This window comes from Bradyrhizobium sp. cir1, from assembly GCF_014198245.1.
GTDB lineage: Bacteria > Pseudomonadota > Alphaproteobacteria > Rhizobiales > Xanthobacteraceae > Bradyrhizobium.
The window spans coordinates 154845-176612 of sequence record NZ_JACIHE010000018.1; the positions used below are offsets into that span (position 1 = coordinate 154845).

A 21768-nucleotide genomic window follows, 5' to 3' on the forward strand; every position below is an offset into this window, starting at 1 on the left:
TCTAACTAGTCCTTCGGCCGTAACACCAGATCGACCAGATTGCGCGCGTAGCTGGGTGTGATTGGCGCGATGCCGAAGATGTAGCGGTAGAACAGGCTGCCATAGATCGCGTCGTAGAGATTCTCAGGGGGCCCCTCGGCCAGAATGCTGCCGTCCTTCTGGCCCGCGGCGATCATGTCCACCAGCGCGTCGCGGCGGAATTGTAAGTACCGGGCGTAGAACAGCTCCGCCGAGCCGGTCTTGGAGATGCATTCGGAGATGACGGCGAGCTGGACCTTGCCGAACTCGCCCTGGAGCGCCTCGGCATAGGCGGTGGCGTGGCGCCGCGCGCGCGCCGCGGGCGTGCCGGCGCTCGCAGGCGGCAGCGGCAGCATCTGCGCGGCATGGTGGAGGAAGGCGTCGATCAGCAGCGCTTCCCGCGACGGCCACCATTTGTAGATCGTCATCTTGGACACGCTGGAGTGGCGTGCGATCGCATCGATGGTTGTGGCGGCAAGGCCGGTGGCCGCCATCAGCGCATAGGCGCTTTCGAGGATGGCGTTGGTGGTCTCGATCGACCTTGGCCGGCCGCGCCGGGGCGCGCTCTCCGCTTCTTCACCCCCGCCTTTCTCCATCGCCACGCCGGTCTCCTCACGCAGAGTCCCCGGCATAGCGCAGCGGCCGCTTTCGGCCTAGCAGAATCGCACGATTTTGTTGCCGGAGCGATTTGGCTCTAGAGCACGATCCGGAAAAGTGTGCAGCGGTTTTCCGAAAAGATCATGCTCAAACAATAACCTAAAGCGCGATGGCGATTCGTCCTGATCCCATCGCGCGTTAGGCCTGCTGCCGCAGGGCTGCTGGCAGATCCTGCCGTTTCGACCAGGCGATGTAGTAGGCAAGCCCGGTCATCGCGGCGAAGCCAGTGATGCTTACCGCGACCTGCATCAGCACCAGGTTCGGCCCGGTGATCAGGATGAGGTGGCCGGCGAAGGACAGGAACACGGCGACGCAGAACACTGCGAGCCATTCCTCGCCGCATGCGATCACCGCCTGCAGCGGTCTCCATTTCAGGCCGGGATGATCGGCCGGGATGAGATGGGTCGCAATGAACGCGAGGGCGAGGAAATGGACCACGCGGTAGGGCGCGAGGTTTTCCTTGTCGGTCGGCGCGATGCTGTTGAGGAGCAGATCGGGCAGGTAGGCGGACAGCGCCGGCGAATGGCGCATCAACGTGACGGCCATCGCGAAGATCAGGTAGGCGCCGGCGAGGATGCGCAGCCAGGACACGCCACGCAGCGCACGCCCCGGCGCGCCTGTCACGGCGAACCAGCCGCCCAGCACCATCAGCATCTGCCAGCACAGCGGGTTGAAGGTCCATTCCTCGTCCGGATAGACCCGGAAATTCCAGTCGAACCAGCGCGCGGCGACGTACAGCGCGACCGATGCCGCCAGCGTCACGTTCGGCCGTCGCAGCAGCCCCCACAGCACGAACGGAAAGAACGCCATCAGCGGGATCATCAGTTGCAGCAGGTCGAGGTTCAGCGGCTGTTCCTGGAGCACGAGGCCGCGGACCAGGATGCGCAGCGGGTGCTCGAGAATCCCGGAGATGTTGTATTCGTGGATGATCTCCGGCGCCATCGACTGCGAGGCGACATAGGCGATGGTGTCGATATAGATCACGAACAGCACGACATAGGCGGCATAGAGCCGCCAGACGCGGCGAAAGACGCGCGTCGCCGCGACCACGTAGCCGCGCTCCAGCGCCATCCTGCCATGGATGATGGCGACGCCGTAGCCCACCACGAACACGAACAGGTCCGCCGCGCCGCTGAAGCCGAAATTCCGCAGCGTCAGCAGGTTGACGACGTTGTTCGGGATATGGTCGACGAACACGGACCAATTGGCGATGCCGAGCGTCAGATAGAGTCTGGCGTCGTGCTGAAATGCGGCGAGGTTCGCCTTGACGGACGGTTTCATTGAGTAAAATAGCTTTGGGAATCAGGATGATGCTTTTACCGGCAACCGCCTGCCTATCCGAGTAGCGTTTGCGTGAGCAGGCCGGTTTGTCCCAGCTGGCGTAAAATTGCGCGAGGGCGTGCCGCCGCCTTTGCTTGCCCCCGCTTAACCCGCCCGGGACGCAACTTCTGCAAAGGCAGACGATCTGTCTTGCGCTCGCCGCCGGCGCCTTTGCGATCAGCGACCTCGGGTCGGAGAATCGCGGTCTGGTATCCTCCGAGACCGCGTTGCGCCATCGGTCACGGTCGCTGCTGCACCGATCTGGACCAAGGGTAGGAGCCGCTGACCGCGCGCCTGTTCGGCCCGGTGCTGGTCGATGCCAGAAGCGGCGTGCTGGACTGAGATATTGGCCGTTACTCGGCGGGCTCTGCCGATGCCTCGTCGGCGATGCTCGCCCGGCTCGCCATGATTCCGAGCGCGACGCCGCCGATGGCCAGGATCGGCAGCAGCCGCTTGACCCCGATGGCGCGGACGATCTGCAGCCCGGTGGCGAGCAGCATGGGATCGGTGAGCATGCTCTGCGCCATCGACTTCGCGGCGCGCTCGGCCGCGATCTGAGCCTCCCTGCGCAATTGCCGCTTGTACGCCCAGTAGCTCACCGCGGCGGTCAAGGTCAGCAGAAAGAAGACGCCGGCACCCGCGAGGCAGGCCTGCACCGGACCGTATTTCTCGAGGACTGCGATGAAGGCTGCGGCGCAGAGGAAGCATGTCGTGATGAAAAGCGCGAATGCAGCGCCTGCGGCAAGCGACGTCAGCCGGACCGTCGTGCCGGTCGATGCACTGATGCCGTCGATGATGCGCTGAAACATGGCCTTGCTCCTCGGATCCCCACAAGCCTGGTCGTCACAAGCCGACATCGGCGGTGCCGCCCCAACCTTCGCCGGGCATCCTTACCGGCGCCAGGCGATTCCGATCAGGAAGCCGATGCCGAGCGCGAGCCCGACGGTCGCCAGCGGCCGCTGCGTGATCGCCTCTTCCAGCGTCTCCTCGATCGATCCATAAGCATCCTGCGCCGCGCCCATCATGGCGCTGCCGCGCTCCGACATGTCGTCGATCGCGGAATCCATGTTCTCGCGCGCCTGGCGATAGCCGCGCCTGGCCTGCTTGCTGGTGGAATTGGCAAAGGTGTTGAGCGCGTCGGTGATCTGATCGGTGAGGGCGGCGATATCGCTTTTCACGGCTGCTACATCCTTCTCGAGGCGTTCTCTGGTGGCTTTGTCGGTCCAGTCTCTCATCCCGGCTTCGGCATTGCTCGTTGACATCTGGGGCTCCGAACTGTTTGCGGCTGAGATAGCCGGAAAACGTTTCGTCGTCGGGTAAGTTCCGATTGCGGAAACCGGTTACTCCTGCGGCAGCTGCGGCGCATCCACTGGCAACAGATGTTCCTTCAGGATCAGAGCAACGATCAGGAGCGGCGACGACAGGAACGCGCCCATCGGGCCCCACATCCAGGTCCAGAATGCCAGCGCAAGCAGGACCGCAAGTGCGTTCAGCGCCAGCCGCCGGCCGATGATGGTCGGGGTGATGAAGTGCCCTTCCAGGAAGGTGAGACCGCCGAAGGCGAGCGCCGCCATCAGGGCGCCGCCGATGGTCGGGAAGGCGATCAGCCCAACCACGACCAGCACGGCGAACATCGCGATCGGTCCGATGATCGGGATGAAGTTGAGCGTTGCCGCCAGCGCGCCGAGCCCGGCCGGATTGGGCATGCCGGTGAGCGCGCAGATGAGACCGGTGGCCACGCCGACCCCGACATTGATGACAGTGACGGTCAGGAGGTAGTTGCCGAGATGGACCTCGATCTCGTTGAGAATACGCAGCGTGCGCAGCCGCGCGTCGCGATCGCTGAAGGTCATGATCATGGCCCGCCGCAGGTCGCGCCAGCTTGCGATGAACAGAATGAGAGTGACGAAGAACAGCACAAATTCAGTAAAGGTCGGCGACAGGAATTCCAGTGTCGGCTGCACCCACTCGACCTTCGGCATCTGGATGGTAGGGAATTCCTCCGAGCCGCCGATCATGGCTTGCAACTCGCGCCATAGCGCCACTAGCCGGTCGAACACGTGCAGCTTGTCCTTCAGTTGCGCACCGAGCTCTGGCAGGCGCGTGCTCCACTCCATTACGGGCGAGGCGATCAGCGCAACCGCGAAGGCGACCACCGCCGTGCCCGCGATCACGATCAGGACGGCACCGAGCGCGCGGGGCACCTTGCATCGCTCGAGCAAGGTTGCAGCCGGAGACAGCATGGTGCCGGTGACAAAGGCCATGACCACGGGGAGGAAGAACGCCTTGGCGATATAGAGCACCGCGACCACTGCGATCAGCAGCAGGCCGGCGAGCGCGAAGGCGACGAACTCAGTGCGGCGGATGACGGGTGGTAGGTCGGCGTGGCTGCCGGGAAGCGGGTCACCTTCGCCATTGCCGGGAATCAGACGTTCACTGGGAAGGACGCGCACAACACCTCTCCCGCACGGAAGCTCCTCCGCGCGCCCCATTGATGACCTCACAACGTCCGAGGCGGCATCCAGGTTCCATCGCGGCTTCGTGAAGTTGCGCTCGCTTGACTGTGACGTCGCCGCCGCAGCGAGTGGCGGAACCTGAGTCGGCCCGGCGGCGTTTGGAAAGCGGCATCACCCTGATGCACACATCCAACGGGGCAGCACATGACAATGGTCTCTCCAGCCCGCCGCCGCGTCTCGCCGCGCGCCGTCACCGCTTTTGTTTTCACGACCGCTCTGCTCGCTGTGCCCTTCAGTTGCGCAAATGCGCAGATGCTGGGTTACACACCGGTGCAGCCGCAGGCGTATCAACAAGATCCGGGCTATTTGCGCGGAGCATACGTGAGCGAGGCGCCGCAGGCGGCCGACGAAGATGCCCAATTGCCCGACCGGCTGCGCAAGCAGATCGTCGCTTTCGACCGCAGCGAGCCAGCCGGCACGATCGTGATCGATACCGGCAATACATACCTCTACTACGTGCTCGGCAATGGCCGGGCGATCCGCTACGGCGTTGGCGTCGGCCGCGAGGGTTTTACCTGGGCGGGCGTCCAGAGCATCAGCCGCAAGGCGGAATGGCCGGACTGGCACCCGCCCGCCGAGATGATCGCGCGCCAGCCCTACCTGCCGCGCTTCGTCGCCGGCGGCCCCGGCAATCCGCTCGGCGCGCGCGCGATGTATCTGGGATCGAGTGAGTATCGTATCCACGGCACCAACGATCCCAGCACCATCGGCAAGTTCGTCTCCTCCGGCTGCATCCGCCTGACCAACGAGGACGTCACCGACCTGTTCAGCCGCGTCAATGTCGGTGCCAAGGTCGTCGTGCTGCCGAAGAACGCCCCGCTGATGGCGAAAGGCGGCGACAAGGGGGGTGATTCTTGGCGCAAGCGCCCCGCGGCGACGACGCTGCCGTCGGGCCGGCAGGCCCTGAACATCCCGACGTCGGCCGTGAACTAGGAGTGAGTGAGGTCGTATGACTGGACGTTCGATTGCCAAACTGGTTGGCGCTGCCGCAGCCCTGTTCGCCGTCGCCTCTGTCGGTCTTGCGCTGACGCCGCCGGCGCATGCGGAAGATTTTTTCTCGGCGCTGTTCGGCGCGTTCGGTGCGCGGCCTCCACAGATTCGGGTACCGTTCCCGAATGACGACATGCCGCGCTACGACGCGCCCCGGCTGCGGGCCGCCTATGGCGGCGGCGCGGCCTATTGCGTGCGCGGCTGCGACGGCCGGTATTTTCCGGCGCAGGGAGCGGACGCCGAAAGCAAGGCGCAATCCTGCAAGAGCTTCTGCCCGGCGTCCGAAACCTCGCTGGTCTATGGCAGCAACATCGACGAGGCCGCGACCGAGAGCGGGAAATCATACTCCGAGCTGCCGAACGCGTTCCGCTACCGCAACGAGATCGTTGCGGGTTGCACCTGCAACGGCAAGGATCCGGTCGGGCTTGCCCAGGTCAAGGTCGAGGACGACCCCACCTTGCGCAAGGGTGACATCGTCGCCGGTAGCGACGGTCTGGTGGTCGCGACCCGCAACGCCAACGACCGCCGCGGCGTCGCGATGAATTTTTCGCCGCTGCCGGAATCGGTGCGCGCCAAATTCCGCCAGGTGCCGGTGGTGGCGAAGGAGTAGCGTTTCCCGGTCGTCCTGGCGAAAGCCAGGACCCATTACCCCGAATGCGGGATTGGTGGCACGCTGATAACCACCAGCCTGCCCATTGCAGAAGTCGGTGGTTATGGGTCCCGGCCTGCGCCGGACGACACTGAAGGTGTGGCTACAGCTTCCGCTCAAACCCGCAGCCCTTACGCCGCGCGGATCTTGCCCAGGAAGTCGCTGACCTGCTGGCCGAGCTGGCGGCTCTGCGTCTCCAGCGTCTCCGAGGCCTGCTTGACGTTCTCCGCGGCGCTGGCCGCGGTGTCGGCGTCGGCCTTCACGCCGGTAATGTTGTCCGAGACGTTCTTGGTGCCCTGCGCGGCATATTGCGTGCTGCGGGTGATCTCCTGCGTCGCTGCGCCCTGTTCCTGCACGGCGGCGGCGATCGCGGTGGCGACCTCGTTGACCTCGCCGATGATGCCGCCGATCGCCTGGATCGCGTTGATGGCATCGCCCGCGACCTTCTGGATGTCGGCGATCTGCTCGGAGATCTCGTCGGTCGCCTTCGCGGTCTGGCTTGCCAGCGACTTCACCTCCGAGGCGACCACGGCAAAGCCGCGGCCGGCTTCGCCGGCGCGCGCCGCCTCGATCGTGGCATTGAGCGCGAGCAGGTTGGTCTGCGCCGCGATGGTGTTGATGAGGCCGACGACCTCGCCGATCCGCCCGGCGGACTGCGCCAGCCCCTGAACGGTGCTGTCGGTCTCGCGGGCCTGGTTGACGGCGCGGCTGGCAATGCCGGCGGCATGCGCGGCCTGCTGGCTGATGTCGTTGATGGAGGCCGACAGCTCCTCGGCGGCGGCGGCCACGCTGTCGACGCTCATGGAGGCGTCGTTGGACGCCTTGCCGGCGATCTCGACGCGCTCATTGGTCTGGCGCGAGACCGCGGAGAGATCGCCCGAGGTCTTGCGCATCTCGCCGGACGCCTCGCTCAATTCGCCCAGCGACTTGCGCACCACGCCCTCGAACTCGCCGACATAGGCCTCCATCGCGCGCTGGCGCGCGGCGGCGCCGGCGTTGCGCTCGCGCTCCTGTTCCTCGATCTTGAGCTTGTCGATCGCCTGCTGCTTGAACGTCTCCAGCGCGCCCGCAAGCGAGCCGATCTCGTCGTGACGGTCCAGATATCCGCTGTCGACCGTGAGATCGCCACCGGCCACCTTGAGCATGGCGTCGCGGATCCGGTGCAGCGGCGTGATCACGCGGCGGCTGACCGCCAGCATGGCGGCACCGGTCAGGACGATCGCGGCGAGGAGCAGGGCGGTGTTGACGATCAGCAGTTGCACCGCGGCCGCACGCTGGGCGGCGGAGTGGTCCTTGGCCGCCTCGAGCGCGGCGTCGGCGAGCTTGATCGCGCTCGCCATGCGGCCCACCGAGTAGGGGCTCCACTGGTTCGCAGTCATCGACGGTTTTTCGCCCTTGGCGACCGCGGCAATGATGCCGTCGCGCGTGGCGGCGTATTGCGGGTCGAAATAAACCGCCTTGGCGTTCGCCATTGCCGCGGCGAGCGCCGGCGGTAGTTGCATGCCAACCGTGGCGAGCTCGATCGCATTCCAGGCGGTATCGGTACCGCCGACGAATTTGGTATAGGCGAGTTGAAGCTCGGGCGTGATCTTGCCAGTGCCGAGCGCGTTGCCGACGATCAGCGAGGACTCGCCGGCACTCAGGCGCAAGAGCCAGGCCATCTGCTTGATCATCAGGAGTTGGTCGATGATCGCGTCCTGATGATTGACGCTCGCGCCGAGCATTGGCGCGAGCTTTTCGAGGATCGCCATCAGCCCATCTTCGGCGTCGGTATATTCCTTGGCGAGTGCTGCGCGGCGTGAAGCCTTGGGCTTGGCGACCTCGGTCCAGAATTCTGCCTGCTTCTCAAGCAGCAGCTTGTTCAGCCGACCGAGGTCGGTCACCATGGCCTCGCCCTGCGGCAAGTCGATGGAGGGAAGAATCTCGATGGCGCGCGCCAGCGCGGGCATCAGGATGTCGCGGATTCCGCGGATGTATTTTTCAATGTCCTGGTCCAACTGGACGTCGGAGTTGAGCTGACGGCTGCTGGTGGAGCGGTCGGCGCGGATGTTCGCCATCGCCTTGAACACTTCGGCCGAAGCGCCGGAAACCGCAACGATCCGGTTCGCCTGCTGCAGCTGGGTCCATGAGCTCCATGCGCTGATCGAGAATCCGACGACCACAACGAGCGCGGTCGAGAGAATCACCGCTTTCAGCAGTGCGGATACGGTCAGGCGGTTGAGCATCGGACACCCCGGTACGCATTTCGAAGTTCGTGGCCCCGAACGGCAGCCCCCCAACGAACTTCGAAAGACCAAAGGGTTGCACGTGATTGCAACGCCGGCCTATGGCCGGCGCTTGGAGCGCATTTGGCCCGAAAAGGGTAAAAACTTAGACAGTGCCTCTGCCGTAAAATTACGGGCGCCCCCATCGTCGTCCTGGCGAAAGCCAGGACCCATTACCCCGAATGTCAGCGTGGCGGCACACGCCAACCACCAGCATGCCTGTTACGACGGCCGGTGGCTATGGGTCCTGGCTTTCGCCAGGACGACGAAGGCGGTGTGTGCGTGTAAAGCCTAGCCCTAAGCCGCGCGGATCTTGCCGAGGAAGTCGCTGACCTCGTGGCCGAGCTGGCGGCTCTGGCTCTCCAGCATCTCGGATGCGTGCTTCACATCGTCCTCTCCTCGGCCGCTGCGGCGACGCTGTCGACGCTCATCGAGGCGTCGTTGGAGGCCTTGCCGACGACCTGGACGCGGTCGTTGGTGGCCAGACGGTTTCTGCATGTGAGAGGAAAAGGGTAAAGTTTTGGGCAGTCGGCCTGCCGGTAGAAATACGCATTTACCAGAATTTGCAATGGGTTGCGGTAATGGAACCGGCGCGCGAGACGGGCGTTGGGACACCGTTAGCAATTTGCCAGAAGGGGGGTCCCTGCAATGCTGATCGGCGTCCTCGTCACCTTTCTCGTCGTCATCCTCGTGCTCTATCTCATCAACATGCTACCGATGGACGGCCGTGCCAAGCAGATCGCGCGCGTCATCGTCATCATCATTGGCGTGGTGTCGCTGTTGAAATATTTGACGGTGTTCTAGCGGGGGTTACTGCTCCCAAACAAAAAGCCCCGGCCTGAGCCGGGGCTTCGTTCATGCTGCGCTAAAGCATGATCCGGAAAAGTGCGAAGCGGTTTTCCGAAAAGATCATGCGTAAACACCAACCTAAAGCGCGATGACGATTCATCCAAATCTCATCGCGCTTTAGTGCAGCGACTTCAGCCAGTCGTCGACGTCCTGGCGAACCTGGTCCTTGGCCTTGCCGTAACGTTCCTGGAGCCGGCCCTCGAGCTGCTCGCGGCGGCCTTCGATCAATTTGAGATCGTCGTCAGTGAGCTTGCCCCATTTCTCCTTGGCCGATCCCTTGAACTGCTTCCAGTTTCCTTCGATCCGATTCCAGTCCATGACCATCTCCCATGGGTTGATGGCCGGACAACGCGAGGCGCGTGCAGCCGTTCCGTGGAGCGCCGCGACGTTTCGCCCAACAAAAAAAGCCCCGGCGCAGGCCGGGGCTTGTGACAGTTCAGTGACTCAGCTCAACCCAGCGCCTTGGCCTCGCGGCGGCGCGCAGTGAGGATGTATTCGGTGTAGCCGTTCGGCTGCTCGCGTCCCCTAAAGATGAGGTCGCAGGCGGCCTTGAAGGCGACGCCGTCGAAGGCTGGCGCCATCGGCTTGTAGATTGCATCGCCCGCGTTCTGCTTGTCGACGACCACGGCCATGCGCTTCAGCGACTCCATCACCTGCGCCTCGGTGATCACGCCCTGGTGCAGCCAGTTGGCGAGATGCTGGCTGGAGATGCGCAAGGTGGCACGGTCTTCCATCAGGCCGACATCGTGGATGTCGGGCACCTTGGAGCAGCCGACGCCCTGGTCGATCCAGCGCACGACATAGCCCAGAATGCCTTGGCAGTTGTTGTCGATCTCCTGCTTGACGTCGTCGGGCGCCCAGTTCGACTTCGACACCGGAATGGTGAGGATGTCGGAGAGCTTTGCGCGCGGCCCGCCCTTGGTCAGCTCCTGCTGGCGCGCGATCACGTTGACCTGGTGATAGTGCAGCGCATGCAGCGTCGCGGCGGTCGGCGAGGGCACCCAGGCGGTGGTGGCGCCGGCCTGCGGATGGCCAAGCTTCTGCGCCAGCATGTCCGCCATCTTGTCGGGGGCGGCCCACATGCCCTTGCCGATCTGGGCATGGCCGGGCAGGCCACAGGTCAGGCCCATGTCGACGTTCCAGTCCTCATAGGCCTTGATCCAGGCCTGCGCCTTCATCTCGTTCTTGCGGATCATCGGACCCGCTTCCATCGAGGTGTGGATCTCGTCGCCGGTGCGATCGAGGAAACCGGTGTTGATGAACATGATGCGCTTGGAGGCGCGCTGGATGCAGGCCTTGAGGTTGACGGTGGTGCGCCGTTCCTCGTCCATGATGCCGACCTTGAGCGTGTTCTCGGGCAGCGAGAGCATCTTCTCGACGCGGTCGAAGATCTCGCAGGTCAGCGACACCTCGTCGGGGCCGTGCATCTTCGGCTTGACGATATAGGCAGATCCGGTGCGGCTGTTCTTGACCTTGGAGTTGCCCTTGAGGTCGTGAATGGCAAGCAGGCCCGAGACGGCGGCGTCCAGCAGGCCTTCCGGCACTTCCTCGCCTTTTTCGTCCAGCACCGCGTCGGTGAACATGTGGTGACCGCAATTGCGCATCAACAGCAGGCTGCGGCCATGCAGCTTGAGCTCACCCTTGCCGTCAGGCGTCTTGTAGCTGCGGTCGGAATTGAGCGAACGCGTCAGCGTCTTGCCGCCCTTCTCGAAATCGGCCGACAGCGTGCCGTTCATCAGGCCGAGCGTGTTGCGGTAGACCAGCACCTTGTCCTCGGCATCGACCGCGGCAACGGAGTCCTCCATGTCGAGGATGGTCGAGACCGCAGCTTCCATGATCATGTCGGCGACGCCGACCGGATCATCCTTGCCGATCGTGCTGCCACGATCGATCTTCACCTCGACATGCAGGCCGTTGTTGACGAGTAGGACTGCGCTTGGTGCGGCCGCATCGCCCTGGAAGCCCGCGAACTGCGCGCCGTTCTTCAGCGCGGTCGCGTTGCCGCTTTTCAGCTTCACCGCAAGCTGGCCCGCGACGACGCTATAAGCAGTGACGTCGGTGTGGCTGCCGGTCGCGAGCGGCACAGCGGCGTCGAGGAAGGCCTTGGCCTTGGCGATCACCTTGTCGCCGCGCGCCTTGTTATAGCCCTTGCCGCTCTCGGACGGATCGTGCGGGATCGCGTCGGTGCCGTAGAAGGCGTCATAGAGCGAGCCCCAGCGCGCATTCGCCGCGTTCAGCGCGTAGCGCGCATTGGTGAGGGGGACGACGAGCTGCGGACCGCAGATCTTGCCGATCTCCTCGTCGACATTGGCGGTCTCGACCTTCTGCGTCGCCGGCTCCGGGACGAGATAGCCGATCTCCTTCAGGAAGGCGGTGTACGCGTCGAGGTCGAACGCCTTGCCCTTGCTCGCGCGGTGCCAGTCGTCGATCTTGGCCTGCAGCGTGTCGCGCACCGCCAGCAGCGCGCGGTTCTTCGGCCCAAGGTCCTTGATGATGGCGGCAACCCCGGCCCAGAACGCATCCGGCGCGATCCCGGTTTTCGGGGCCGCTTCCTTGGCGATGAAGTCAAACAGAACAGGGGCAATCTTCAATCCGTGGGCGTCGACGCGTTTCATGATGGGCTTTCTTGTTGGAAATGGCTGTTTTTGGCTGCTTTTGACCCGACAGCAGCAAAATGCGCCCACGAGGAGCAGCTTTCGGGACCTATTAGCCCCAAAATCGGGGCGGTGAGAAGACCCCCAGGAGTTTGTCAAAATGTCAAGGCGAGGTGGGAGCGGCCCCACGCACAGCTGTCATTCCCCGCGAAAGCGGGGAATCCAGTACGCCGCGGCTTCTCCGTACTCCAACGCTGTCTCTGGAATACTGGGTCGCCCGGTCAAGCCGGGCGACGACAGCGGGGGGCTAGGAGAGCCTCAAATATTGGCGGCGAGGTCCACGGCTTCGTCGAACAGCACGCCGGTCGTCTTCAGCATCTGCTCGATCTCGTCGGCCGCCTCGGCGACCGTCCGCTTCGACGTGTCGATCACGAGCTCGGCGGCCTGCGGCGCCTCGTAGTCGTTGCCGATGCCGGTGAACGAGGCCAGCGCGCCGGCGCGCGCCTTCTTGTAATGGCCCTTGGGATCGCGCTCCTCGCAGACGCCGGCCGGCGTTGCGACGTGGATCTCGCGGAATGCGGTGTCGGCGATGCGGCGCGCGGTGGCGCGGTCTTCGCGGGCGGGCGAGACCGCGGCGACGATCGCGATGTGGCCGTTGCGGGCGAGATGCGTCGCGACCTCGGCGAGGCGGCGGATGTTCTCGCTGCGATCGGCGGCAGAGAAGCCGAGATCGCTATTGAGCCCGGCGCGCAGCGTGTCGCCGTCGAGCAGGATCGGCGAGCCGCCATTGGTGAAGAGACGCCGCTCCAGTGCCTTGGCCAGCGTCGACTTGCCCGAGGCGGGCAGGCCGGTGAGCCAGACCACGGCGCCGTTGTGCTGATAGCGCGCAGAGCGCTCGTCGGGACGGAGTGCGGATTCCACCGGCACGATGTCAACAGGCACGGCACGCTGGCCGGCATCGACCGACAGCACCAGCCCGCCACCGGCGATGCGCCCGGAGACCTCGATCACGAGACGGCCGGTGCGCGGATTCTCGGTGTAGGGATCGGTGGCAATCGGATTCGAAAGAGAAATATCGATCTCGCCGACATGGTTGCGGCCGATCGCCTTGTTCTCGCTGCTCGAGAGCTCGCCGGGATCGACCGCCTTCTCGATCGCCACCACGGTGGCGCGGCTTTCCTTCGGCCCGCAGCGGACCAGCAGCTGGTCGCCCTTGGCGAGCGGCTTGTCGTGCAGCCAGAAAATGCGCGCGCGCAGGCGGCGCGTCTCGCGCGGCGCGGTGCCGGCGTGGGCGACGATGTCGCCGCGCTCGATGAACAATTCGCGGTCGAGCGTGATGCCGACCGAGCGGCCGGCGCCTTGCCGTCCCGCCACCGGCGTCACCGGCCAGCTCTCGACCGTCTTGATCTTCGCGATCTTGCCGGCCGGCATGATCACGATCTCGTCGCCGGCAACCAGGCTGCCGGATTCGATGCGGCCCGCGACGATGCGGCGGTCGTCGAACTTGTAGATCGCCTGCACAGGCAGCCGCAGCGCCAGCGCTTCCAGCGGCCGCGCCGGCTCGAGCCTGTCGAGCGCCTCGACCACGGTCGGGCCCTTGTACCAGCCGATGCGGTCGGTGCGCTCGGCAACGCCGTCGCCATCGCGCGCGGAGATCGGGATCACCGCGGTCGGCGTCACGCCGAGGCCGTTGAGATGCGCGGAAATCTCGTCGCTGATGTCCTTGAAACGCTCGGCGGAGAAATCGACGCGGTCCATCTTGTTGACGACGACAGCGACCTGCTTCACGCCGAGCAGGTGCAGGAGATAGCCGTGCCGCCGTGTCTGGTCGCGCACGCCTTCGAGCGCGTCGATGATCAGCACCGCGCCGTCGGCCTGCGAGGCGCCGGTGATCATGTTGCGCAGGAATTCGGCGTGGCCCGGCGCGTCGATGAGGACGATGTCGCGCGAATTGGTGCGGAAGCGGATCTGCGTGGTGTCGATGGTGATGCCCTGGTCGCGCTCGGTCTGCAGCGCGTCGAGCAGGAACGACCATTCGAACGGCATGCCGCGCCGCGCGCTGACGGCTTTCAGCATTTCGAGCTTGCCGTCGGGCAGGCTGCCGGTCTCGTGCAGGAGGCGCCCGACCAGCGTCGACTTGCCGTGGTCGACATGGCCGACGATGACGATGCGGACTTGCGGACGCGTGGTGCCGTTCGGGGTCGCAGGCGAAGTAGGGGTGACGATCATGTTCATATCGCGCTCGCGTCCTTGATCAGAGATAGCCGGCGACGCGAAGGCGCTCGAAGGCGTCCTCGGTCTCGTGGTCGAGCGCGCGTCCGGAGCGCTCCGGCACCTTGGTCTGTTCGAGCTCAACCAGGATCTCGTCGATGCTGGATGCTGTCGAATTCACGGGGTTGGTGATGTCCTGATCGCCCAGCGAGCGATAGCGCTTGCCCTCCTTGGCGAGATACAGCGGGATGATCGGGATATTCTCGCGCTTGGTATAGGCCCAGATGTCGGCCTCGGTCCAATGCAGGATCGGATGGATACGCAAATGTGCACCCTGCGGCGGCGAGGCGTTGAAATGGTCCCAGAACTCCGGCGGTTGATCGCGCACGTCCCAATTGCCTTCGAGCCCGCGCGGCGAGAACACGCGCTCCTTGGCGCGGGTCGCTTCCTCGTCGCGGCGGATGCCGGCGATCAGACCGTCGAAGCCGTACTTTGCGAGCGCCATCTTGAGGCCCTCGGTCTTGCGCGCGGCGGAACGGGCGGCCGGCGGCAGCGTCGGGTCGACGGCATCGATGGGCGGGCAGGGCTCGACACGCAGGTCGAGATCCCATTCCTTCCCGTAGTGATCGCGGAAGCGATACATCTCCGGAAACTTCTTGCCGGTGTCGACATGAAGGGCCGGGAACGGCATGCGGCCGAAGAACGCCTTGCGCGCCAGCCAGATCATGACGTTGGAGTCCTTGCCGAGCGACCACAGCAGGGCGATCTTCTTCAGGCGGGCGAAGGCCTCGCGAAAGATGTAGATGCTCTGCGCCTCGAGTTGGTCCAAATGGTCCATGCTCGGCGCAACATCAGCAGAAAATTCTTGCGAGCCTGAGCGGCTGACGGGGGCTGGGCGGCTCACTCCGACAACAGCGGAATCGTCCTTGAGAAGATGCATCTCTGCCACTTTGCGTTTGGAGGCGAAAATTCTATAGTTGCGGTGCAGAAGAGAAGAAAAAATTTTCTCTTTGCGCGCTCGAAACGACACATATATAGAAAATAATTCCAGTCAACCCCGGATGTGGGGGAAGCGAGTATCGCATGCGGTTCTTGCCGGTATTTCTCGATCTGAAGGCGGGTCCGGTGGTCCTCATCGGCGCGGGTGAGCTTTTGCGCGCCAAGCTGCGCGTGCTCGCCGCTGCCGGCGCGCGCGTCCGCGTGCATGCGATCGACGGCAATCAGGAATTTGGCCTCGGCTCCGAGGACGCGGCGCGTATCGAGATCGCGGCGGGCGATCCGCTGACCGCTGATCTCGCAGGCGTCATCGCCGTGGTTTGTGCCGGCGCAGGCGACGTCGGCGTCGCGATGTCGGTGCGGGCGAAGGCGCTCGGCCTGCCCGTCAACGTCATGGACGATCTCGAGCACTCCAGCTTCATCTTCCCGGCGATCGTCGATCGCGGCGATGTCGTGGTCGCGGTCGGCACCGGCGGCACCTCGCCGGTGGTGGCGCGCCGCGTGCGCGAGAAGATCGAGGCGCTGCTGCCGGCGCGCATCGGCGAGCTCGCCGAGTTCATCGGCAGCTTCCGCAAATCCGTCAACGAGCGCATTGCCGAGTTTCCGCTGCGCCGCCGCTTCTGGGAGCGCGTGATCGACGGCCCCATCGGCGCCGCCGTGCTCGCCGGCCGCAAGGGCGAAGCGGACGCATCGCTCAAGGCGATCTCCGATCCCTCCGAATTCGCGCGCGCCGACAAGCCGGAAGGCTCGGTCGCGCTCGTGGGCGCGGGTCCCGGCGATCCCGATCTGCTCACCATCAAGGCGCTGCGCGCACTTCAGGACGCCGACATTGTCTTCCACGACGAATTGGTCTCGCCCGAGATTCTCGACCGCATCCGCCGCGACACCACGCGCGTGCCGGTCGGCCGCCGCGTCGGCAAGCCCGGGATCGGCCAGGACGCCATCAACAAGCGCATGATCGACGCCGCGCAATCCGGCCAGCGCGTGGTGCGGCTCAAGGGTGGCGATCCCTTCGTGTTCGGCCGCGGCGGCGAAGAGGTCGAGGCGCTGCGCGCGGCGGGTGTCGCCTATTCGATCATTCCCGGCATCACTGCAGGCCTCGGCGCCGCCGCCGATTTCGAGGTGCCGCTCACCTATCGTCACGAGGCGACCCGCATCACCTTCCTCACCGCCCACAAGGCGCGCGATGCCGAGAACGTGGATTGGTCGACGCTGACCGATAGGAAAATGACGGTCGTGGTCTACATGGGCATGACCGCAGCGCCCGCCGTGCGCGCAGGCTTGTTCGCGGCTGGCCGCTCGCCGGAGACGCCGGTCGGCGTGTTCGCCCGTGTCACGCGGCCCGATGCGCAAGGCGCGATCGGTACGCTGCGCGATCTGCCCGAGCTCGTGCGGCGGATCCAGGGCGGTCCCGCCATCCTCATCATCGGTGACGTGGTCCGGCATGCCGGCTCGCTACGCCGCCAGACACCCAAGCAAATCATCTCTGACCTATTGGATGCAGCCGAATGACCTCTCCGCTCGAACAGAAGAAGATCAAGATCGCCGGCCCCTCGGTCGTGACTGCCAACCGCACCTGGGACGGCATCGTGGTCTACCGCACCGCTGCCAAGGGCTGGTCTGCGGAACTCTCGGAAGCCGCGATCGTGCGCAACTCCGACGAGGCCAGGGCGTTGCTTGCGGAGTCGGTTGCCGATGACGTCGGTGCCATCGGCCCCTATATCGCTCCGGTGCAGATCGGCGAGGACGGCAAGATCCTGCCCGGCAATCTGCGCGAACAGATCCGCCGCACCGGTGTGACCATCGGACAGCCGGCCCAGGCTTAAGGCATTCGCTTATGTACGCTTACGACGAAATCGACCGCACGCTCGTCAACGAGCGCGTCTCGGAGTTCCGCGACCAGGTGAAGCGGCGCCTCTCCGGCGAGCTCACCGAGGACGAGTTCAAGATCCTGCGGCTTCAGAACGGCGTCTATCTGCAACTGCACGCCTATATGTTCCGCGTCGCGATCCCCTATGGGACGCTGGCGACGAACCAGCTGCGGGCGCTGGCCCATGTCGCGCGCAAATACGACCGCGGCTACGGCCACTTCACCACGCGGCAGAACATCCAGTTCAACTGGATCAAGCTCGCCGAGCTGCCGGATGCGCTGGCTGACCTCGCCGAGGTCGGCATCCACGCGATGCAGACCTCCGGCAACAACATGCGCAACGTCACCTCGGACCAGTGGGCCGGCGTCGCGCCGGGCGAGATCGAGGATCCCCGCATCTGGTCGGAGCTGATCCGCCAGCACACCACGCTGCATCCGGAATTCTCGTTCCTGCCGCGCAAGTTCAAGATCGCGATCACCGCCTCGGACCATGACCGCGCCGCGATCAAGATCCACGACATCGGCCTCCGCCTGATCAAGAACGAGAAGAACGAAACCGGCTTCGAGGTGCTGGTTGGTGGCGGTCTCGGCCGCACGCCGTTCATCGCCAAGACCATCAAGCACTTCGTGCACGGCCGCGACATCCTCAGCTACATCGAGGCGATCCTTCGCGTCTACAACCAGTATGGTCGCCGCGACAACATCTACAAGGCGCGCATCAAGATCCTGGTGCACGAGCTCGGCATCGAGAAATTCTCGCGCGAGGTCGAGGATGAGTGGCAGCAGATCCGCAACTCCTCGCTCCAGATCGATGGCGAGGTGATCGAGGACATCCGTTCGCGCTTCAGCTATCCGGCCTACGAGAAGCTGCCGCACATGCCGGACCAGCTGCGCCAGGCCGCGGCCGACCCTGATTTCGAGGCGTGGCGCAAGAACTCGGTGGCTCCGCACAAGGTGCAGGGCTATTCGATCGTCACGATCTCGCTGAAGCCGACCGGCGGGCCTCCGGGCGATGCCACGGCCGAGCAGATGGATGCGCTGGCCGATCTCGCCGACAAATACTCCTTCGGCGAGATTCGCGTCGGCCACGAGCAGAACCTGGCGCTGCCGCACGTCGCCAAGCGCGATTTGCCGGCGCTGTGGAAGGCGCTCGACAAGCTTGGCCTTGCGACGCCCAACGTCAACCTGATCACCGACATCATCGCCTGCCCCGGGCTCGACTATTGCTCGCTGGCGAATGCGCGCTCGATCCCGATCGCGCAGGAGCTGACGCGGCGCTTTGCCAATCACGAGCTCGCCAACCTGATCGGCCGCCTGCACATCAACATCTCCGGCTGCATCAATGCCTGCGGCCATCATCATGTCGGCCATATCGGCATTCTCGGCGTCGAGAAGAACGGCGAGGAGGTCTACCAGATCACCATCGGCGGCCGTGCCGACGAGAACGCCGCGCTCGGCACCCTGATAGGTCCCGGCGTCAAGTTCGACGAGGTCGCCGACGTCGTCGAGGACATCGTGGAAGCCTATCTGGCGCTGCGCGAGCGGCCCGAAGAGCTGTTCATGGACACGGTGAAGCGCCTCGGCGTCGAACCCTTCAAGGAGCGCGTCTATGCCACTCGTTAACGGCGGAAAGATCGTCGACGACAGCTTCGTCAAGCTCGCCGTCGACACCCCGCTGCCCGAGGGCGGCGACATCCTGGTGCCGGCCGAGCGTTTCCTCGGCGAGGCCGATGCGCTGCTCAAGCGATCGGGCAAGGTCGGCGTGATCTGGCCGAACAATCGCGACATCGCCGAGCTCGTGCCGTATCTCGGCAAGATCGCCGCCGTCGCGCTGGTGTTCCCGACCTTCCGCGACGGGCGCGCCTACAGCCAGGCGCGGCTGCTGCGCGAGCGCTACAATTATCGCGGCGAGCTGCGCGCGACGGGACAGGTGCTGCGCGACCAGTTCGTCTTCATGCTGCGTGCCGGCTTCGATTCCTTCGAGGTCAAGAAGCAGGCCGACGCGGAAGCCTTCATGCAGACCGCCAAGCGCTACTCGGTGTTCTACCAGCCGACCGGCGATGGTCGCATCACGGCGCTGCACCGACGCATGCAGCTACGCCATTCGGAAGGTGTCGGCACGTGAACGCGATCGCGCCTCAGGTTTCGTCCGTGTCTGCGTTGCCTTCGGCGGAGGAGCTCGATCGCGCCTTGCGCGATGCCTCACCCGCGGAGGTCATTGCCGCGGCGCTGAAGACGGTCGGGCGCGAGAAGCTTGCGCTCGTGTCCTCCTTCGGCACGGAATCGGCGACGCTCTTGAAGGTGATGGCGGACGTCGATCCTGCGATCCCCGTGATCTTTCTCGATACCGGATGGCTGTTCGAGGAGACTCTGGCGTATCGTGACACGCTGATCGCAGCGCTGGGTCTCAAGGACGTTCGCTCGATCAAGCCGGCCGAGGAGGCGCTGTCGCGCGAAGATCCCGATCGCGACCTCTGGTTCTCCGATCCCGACGCCTGCTGCCGCATCCGCAAGGTCGAGCCGCTGGCGCGCGCGCTAAAACCGTTCGACGCCTGGCTCAACGGCCGCAAGCGCTTTCAGGGCAATGCACGCGCTGATATTCCCGTCGTCGAGGACGACGGCGCGCGGCTGAAGTTCAATCCTTTCGCCAACGTCTCGCGCGAGGAGCTCGAGGCGATCTTCGTCCGCGCCAAATTGCCGCGTCATCCACTGGCTGCCTCCGGTTTCCTGTCGGTTGGGTGTATGCCTTGCACCAGCAGAACGGCCGAGGGAGAGGATGCGCGCGCCGGTCGCTGGCGCGGCCGGGCGAAGACAGAATGCGGCATCCACACGATGAAGATTTCGTAGCACAGCTGAGCTGCCAGGCTGCGAACAAGAAAATCCGGTTCCGTTGACTTAAGAGCGTTTCGCCCCGAGTTATGCCTGCCATCGATGACGCCGATGTCGTCGAGGTGAATGGAGATGGACATGATGCGCCGTATCGTTGCGCTTGCGGCAGGACTGCTTTGGGCAAGCTCGGCTCTCGCCGCCGACATCAATCTTCTGAACGTGTCGTACGATCCGACGCGTGAACTCTATGGCGAGTTCAACAAGGCGTTCGCGACCGCCTATCAGAAGGAGACCGGCAAGAGCATCGAGATCAAGCAATCGCATGGCGGTAGCGGTTCGCAGGCGCGTAGCGTTATCGACGGCTTGCAGGCCGACGTGGTGACGCTGGCGCTCGCCTATGACATCGACGCCATCGCGAACAAGGGCCTCACCGCGGCGGACTGGCAGAAGCGACTGCCGCAGAATTCATCGCCCTACACCTCGACCATCGTGTTCCTGGTGCGCAAGGGCAATCCCAAGGGCATCAAGGACTGGGACGACCTGCTCAAGCCGGGCGTTGCCGTGATCACGCCGAATCCGAAGACCTCGGGCGGGGCGCGCTGGAATTATCTCGCGGCCTGGGGCTTTGCGCAGAAGAAGTACGGCTCGGCCGACAAGGCCAAGGACTTCATCGGAAAACTCTACCAGCAGGTTCCGGTACTGGATACCGGCGCACGGGGCGCCACCGTGACCTTCGTCGAGCGCGGCGTCGGCGACGTGCTGCTCGCCTGGGAGAACGAGGCCTATCTCGCGCTCAAGGAGTTCGGTCCCGAAAAATTCCAGATCGTAGCGCCGCCGCAGTCGATCCTCGCCGAGCCGCCGGTCGCGATCGTGGACAAGGTTGCCGACAAGAAGGGCACGCGCAACGCAGCTGACGCCTACCTTCAGTACTGGTACACCAAGGAGGGCCAGGAGATCGCCGCACGCAACTTCTACCGTCCGCGCGATGCCGAGATTGCCAAGAAGTACGAAAACTCCTTTGCGAAGGTCGAGCTGTTCACGATCGACGATGTCTTCGGCGGCTGGACCAAGGCGCAGAAGGAACATTTTGCCGACGGCGGCGTTTTCGATCAGATTTACAAGAACTGATCGGGCGCTGTCGTAGGAGGCATTAGCAGGGGGCCTGGTGAGCGCACTCGCAGCACGACGCCGGACATTGCCGGGCTTCGGTCTCACGATGGGGCTGACGCTTACCTGGCTGTCCGTCATCATCCTGATTCCACTCGCCGGCCTCTTCCTGCGCACGCTCGAGCTGAGCCCGGAACAGTTCTGGGCCATCCTCTCCAGCCGCCGCACCCTGAACGCGCTTCGGGTCTCCTTCGGGCTCGCCTTTGCGGCGGCCTGCGTCAATCTGGTGATGGGCAGCATCATCGTCTGGGCGCTGGTGCGCTACCGCTTTCCCGGCCGGCGGATATTCGATGCCATCGTCGACGTGCCGTTCGCGCTGCCGACGGCCGTGGCCGGCGTCGCGCTGACCGCGCTGTTCGCCGAGAAGGGCTGGTTAGGGGCGCCGCTCGCCGCGCTCGGCATCAAGGTGGCGTTCACGCCGGTCGGCATCTTCGTCGCCATGATCTTCATCGGCATCCCCTTCGTGGTGCGCACGGTGCAGCCGGTGCTCCAGGATCTCGACCCCGAGATCGAGGAGGCCGCGGGCAGCCTGGGTGCCAGCCGCTGGCAGACCATCATTCGCGTGATCCTGCCTTCGCTCGCACCGGCGCTACTCACCGGGCTCGCGCTCGCCTTTGCCCGCGCCGTCGGCGAATACGGCTCGGTGATCTTCATCGCCGGCAATCTGCCCAACGTCTCCGAGATCGCGCCGCTCCTGATCGTGATCCGGCTCTCCGAATTCCGTTATGCCGATGCGACCGCCATCGCGGTGGTCATGCTTGTCGTGTCCTTCGTCGTCATCTTCGCCGTCAACCGGCTCCAGCGCTGGGCGCAGAGCCGGATCCCGGCGCGCTGAGGA

General features: G+C 64.8%; 20 protein-coding genes. 10 read left to right on the forward strand and 10 right to left on the reverse strand.

Features of this window, described 5'->3' with window-relative positions; genetic code table 11:
• Nucleotides 1-5: 5 nt before the first annotated feature.
• From GGD63_RS29435 to GGD63_RS29455, 5 genes are all read right to left on the reverse strand, one after another.
• Nucleotides 6-614 carry a TetR/AcrR family transcriptional regulator gene (locus tag GGD63_RS29435; protein WP_183247177.1) on the reverse strand — a complete coding sequence of 203 codons (609 nt, stop codon included), beginning with the start codon at nt 612-614 and terminating at the stop codon, nt 6-8.
• 199 nt (nt 615-813) lie between these two features.
• Entirely contained in the window at nt 814-1956 is a 1143-nt protein-coding gene (locus tag GGD63_RS29440; protein ID WP_183247128.1) for an OpgC domain-containing protein, read from the reverse strand.
• Between the two features lie 392 nt (nt 1957-2348).
• On the reverse strand, nt 2349-2804 hold the full coding sequence (locus tag GGD63_RS29445; protein WP_183247130.1) for a hypothetical protein: 456 nt from the start codon (nt 2802-2804) through the stop codon (nt 2349-2351).
• Nucleotides 2805-2885: 81 nt separating this feature from the next.
• A complete protein-coding gene (locus GGD63_RS29450; RefSeq protein WP_183247132.1) occupies nt 2886-3257 on the reverse strand; it encodes a YqjD family protein in 372 nt (123 codons plus the stop codon).
• Nucleotides 3258-3335: 78 nt separating this feature from the next.
• Nucleotides 3336-4448, reverse strand: a complete 1113-nt coding sequence (locus GGD63_RS29455; RefSeq protein ID WP_183247134.1) for an AI-2E family transporter — start codon at nt 4446-4448, stop codon at nt 3336-3338.
• Between the two features lie 207 nt (nt 4449-4655).
• Here GGD63_RS29455 and GGD63_RS29460 point away from each other — a divergent pair, with 207 nt between their 5' ends.
• Nucleotides 4656-5444, forward strand: a complete 789-nt coding sequence (locus tag GGD63_RS29460) for a L,D-transpeptidase (RefSeq protein ID WP_183247136.1) — start codon at nt 4656-4658, stop codon at nt 5442-5444.
• 16 nt (nt 5445-5460) lie between these two features.
• Nucleotides 5461-6111: a DUF2865 domain-containing protein gene (locus GGD63_RS29465; RefSeq protein ID WP_183247138.1), complete on the forward strand. Its 651-nt coding sequence runs from the start codon at nt 5461-5463 to the stop codon at nt 6109-6111.
• Between the two features lie 170 nt (nt 6112-6281).
• Here the strand turns inward: GGD63_RS29465 and GGD63_RS29470 are convergent, their stop codons facing one another.
• The gene (locus GGD63_RS29470) at nt 6282-8375 is read right to left on the reverse strand and encodes a methyl-accepting chemotaxis protein (RefSeq protein ID WP_183247140.1); all 2094 of its coding nucleotides are present in this window, start codon (nt 8373-8375) and stop codon (nt 6282-6284) included.
• A 687-nt stretch (nt 8376-9062) separates the two neighbouring features.
• On the opposite strand from GGD63_RS29470, the gene GGD63_RS29475 reads away from it, so the two are divergent.
• Nucleotides 9063-9218 carry a Thivi_2564 family membrane protein gene (locus tag GGD63_RS29475; protein ID WP_130363252.1) on the forward strand — a complete coding sequence of 52 codons (156 nt, stop codon included), beginning with the start codon at nt 9063-9065 and terminating at the stop codon, nt 9216-9218.
• A 162-nt stretch (nt 9219-9380) separates the two neighbouring features.
• Here GGD63_RS29475 and GGD63_RS29480 read toward each other — a convergent pair whose 3' ends face one another.
• The 4 genes from GGD63_RS29480 to cysD all read right to left on the reverse strand — a co-directional run bounded on the left by GGD63_RS29480 (nt 9381) and on the right by cysD (nt 14906).
• Complete coding sequence (locus tag GGD63_RS29480; RefSeq protein ID WP_027553924.1) at nt 9381-9581, reverse strand: CsbD family protein; 201 nt, start codon at nt 9579-9581, stop codon at nt 9381-9383.
• Nucleotides 9582-9712: 131 nt separating this feature from the next.
• Complete coding sequence (locus GGD63_RS29485) at nt 9713-11878, reverse strand: malate synthase G (RefSeq protein ID WP_183247142.1); 2166 nt, start codon at nt 11876-11878, stop codon at nt 9713-9715.
• Nucleotides 11879-12175: 297 nt separating this feature from the next.
• On the reverse strand, nt 12176-14092 hold the full coding sequence (gene cysC, locus GGD63_RS29490) for an adenylyl-sulfate kinase (RefSeq protein WP_183247143.1): 1917 nt from the start codon (nt 14090-14092) through the stop codon (nt 12176-12178).
• 19 nt (nt 14093-14111) lie between these two features.
• On the reverse strand, nt 14112-14906 hold the full coding sequence (cysD, locus tag GGD63_RS29495; RefSeq protein WP_183247145.1) for a sulfate adenylyltransferase subunit CysD: 795 nt from the start codon (nt 14904-14906) through the stop codon (nt 14112-14114).
• A 245-nt stretch (nt 14907-15151) separates the two neighbouring features.
• Here cysD and cysG point away from each other — a divergent pair, with 245 nt between their 5' ends.
• From cysG to cysT, 7 genes are all read left to right on the forward strand, one after another.
• The gene (gene cysG / locus GGD63_RS29500) at nt 15152-16576 is read left to right on the forward strand and encodes a siroheme synthase CysG (protein WP_183247147.1); all 1425 of its coding nucleotides are present in this window, start codon (nt 15152-15154) and stop codon (nt 16574-16576) included.
• Nucleotides 16573-16890 (forward strand): DUF2849 domain-containing protein, encoded by a 318-nt coding sequence (locus tag GGD63_RS29505; RefSeq protein WP_183247149.1) that lies wholly within the window; start codon nt 16573-16575, stop codon nt 16888-16890. The genes cysG and GGD63_RS29505 overlap by 4 nt, the downstream gene beginning before the upstream one ends.
• A gap of 11 nt (nt 16891-16901) precedes the next feature.
• The gene (locus GGD63_RS29510) at nt 16902-18557 is read left to right on the forward strand and encodes a nitrite/sulfite reductase (RefSeq protein ID WP_183247151.1); all 1656 of its coding nucleotides are present in this window, start codon (nt 16902-16904) and stop codon (nt 18555-18557) included.
• On the forward strand, nt 18544-19059 hold the full coding sequence (locus GGD63_RS29515; RefSeq protein ID WP_183247154.1) for a DUF934 domain-containing protein: 516 nt from the start codon (nt 18544-18546) through the stop codon (nt 19057-19059). Before GGD63_RS29510 ends, GGD63_RS29515 begins: the two co-directional genes overlap by 14 nt.
• Complete coding sequence (locus GGD63_RS29520) at nt 19056-19781, forward strand: phosphoadenylyl-sulfate reductase (RefSeq protein WP_183247155.1); 726 nt, start codon at nt 19056-19058, stop codon at nt 19779-19781. The genes GGD63_RS29515 and GGD63_RS29520 overlap by 4 nt, the downstream gene beginning before the upstream one ends.
• A 108-nt stretch (nt 19782-19889) precedes the next feature.
• Complete coding sequence (locus GGD63_RS29525) at nt 19890-20891, forward strand: sulfate ABC transporter substrate-binding protein (protein WP_183247157.1); 1002 nt, start codon at nt 19890-19892, stop codon at nt 20889-20891.
• A gap of 37 nt (nt 20892-20928) precedes the next feature.
• Complete coding sequence (gene cysT, locus GGD63_RS29530) at nt 20929-21765, forward strand: sulfate ABC transporter permease subunit CysT (RefSeq protein WP_183247159.1); 837 nt, start codon at nt 20929-20931, stop codon at nt 21763-21765.
• Nucleotides 21766-21768: the final 3 nt, after the last annotated feature.

Bases quoted from the DNA above. Each gene is read 5' to 3' on its own strand.
- GGD63_RS29435 (WP_183247177.1), bottom strand. From the start codon at position 614: ATGGAGAAAGGCGGGGGTGAAGAAGCGGAGAGCGCGCCCCGGCGCGGC.
- GGD63_RS29440 (WP_183247128.1), bottom strand. From the start codon at position 1,956: ATGAAACCGTCCGTCAAGGCGAACCTCGCCGCATTTCAGCACGACGCC.
- GGD63_RS29445 (WP_183247130.1), bottom strand. From the start codon at position 2,804: ATGTTTCAGCGCATCATCGACGGCATCAGTGCATCGACCGGCACGACG.
- GGD63_RS29450 (WP_183247132.1), bottom strand. From the start codon at position 3,257: ATGTCAACGAGCAATGCCGAAGCCGGGATGAGAGACTGGACCGACAAA.
- GGD63_RS29460 (WP_183247136.1), top strand. From the start codon at position 4,656: ATGACAATGGTCTCTCCAGCCCGCCGCCGCGTCTCGCCGCGCGCCGTC.
- GGD63_RS29465 (WP_183247138.1), top strand. From the start codon at position 5,461: ATGACTGGACGTTCGATTGCCAAACTGGTTGGCGCTGCCGCAGCCCTG.
- GGD63_RS29470 (WP_183247140.1), bottom strand. From the start codon at position 8,375: ATGCTCAACCGCCTGACCGTATCCGCACTGCTGAAAGCGGTGATTCTC.
- GGD63_RS29475 (WP_130363252.1), top strand. From the start codon at position 9,063: ATGCTGATCGGCGTCCTCGTCACCTTTCTCGTCGTCATCCTCGTGCTC.
- GGD63_RS29480 (WP_027553924.1), bottom strand. From the start codon at position 9,581: ATGGACTGGAATCGGATCGAAGGAAACTGGAAGCAGTTCAAGGGATCG.
- GGD63_RS29485 (WP_183247142.1), bottom strand. From the start codon at position 11,878: ATGAAACGCGTCGACGCCCACGGATTGAAGATTGCCCCTGTTCTGTTT.
- cysC (WP_183247143.1), bottom strand. From the start codon at position 14,092: ATGAACATGATCGTCACCCCTACTTCGCCTGCGACCCCGAACGGCACC.
- cysD (WP_183247145.1), bottom strand. From the start codon at position 14,906: ATGGACCATTTGGACCAACTCGAGGCGCAGAGCATCTACATCTTTCGC.
- cysG (WP_183247147.1), top strand. From the start codon at position 15,152: ATGCGGTTCTTGCCGGTATTTCTCGATCTGAAGGCGGGTCCGGTGGTC.
- GGD63_RS29505 (WP_183247149.1), top strand. From the start codon at position 16,573: ATGACCTCTCCGCTCGAACAGAAGAAGATCAAGATCGCCGGCCCCTCG.
- GGD63_RS29510 (WP_183247151.1), top strand. From the start codon at position 16,902: ATGTACGCTTACGACGAAATCGACCGCACGCTCGTCAACGAGCGCGTC.
- GGD63_RS29515 (WP_183247154.1), top strand. From the start codon at position 18,544: ATGCCACTCGTTAACGGCGGAAAGATCGTCGACGACAGCTTCGTCAAG.
- GGD63_RS29525 (WP_183247157.1), top strand. From the start codon at position 19,890: ATGGAGATGGACATGATGCGCCGTATCGTTGCGCTTGCGGCAGGACTG.